Raw genomic sequence first — 238 nt, 5'->3', positions numbered from 1 at the left:
GTGTTTGCGGTGCTGTTGCTGGCCATGCGCAGTCAGCCATTGCCCCTGCGTGCAGCACCGGTCCTGGCGCTACTGGTGCTGCTCGCTTGCGGCAGCGGTTTGCTGCTGATTCCGCTGTTGCGCCATGCTCCGTTGGCTGGGGTGTTACTGGTCGGGGTGGGTGTTTTCCTGACCTTGCGCTATGCGCTGAAGGGCGGCAACGGCTTGCTGGCCAACCTGCTGGTGATCGGCCTGACCA

At 63.9% G+C, this 238-nt stretch carries 1 protein-coding gene; it reads left to right on the top strand.

Annotated elements, in window-relative coordinates; genetic code table 11:
- Positions 1 to 238: DUF2955 domain-containing protein (locus FQ664_RS26880; RefSeq protein WP_144176002.1), on the top strand; the 238-nt coding region annotated here is incomplete at both ends.

This window comes from Pseudomonas persica (assembly GCF_900291015.1).
Lineage (GTDB): Bacteria > Pseudomonadota > Gammaproteobacteria > Pseudomonadales > Pseudomonadaceae > Aquipseudomonas.
The sequence above is the reverse complement of the archived record's forward strand: the minus strand, read 5'-3'. Positions and strand labels throughout refer to the sequence as shown.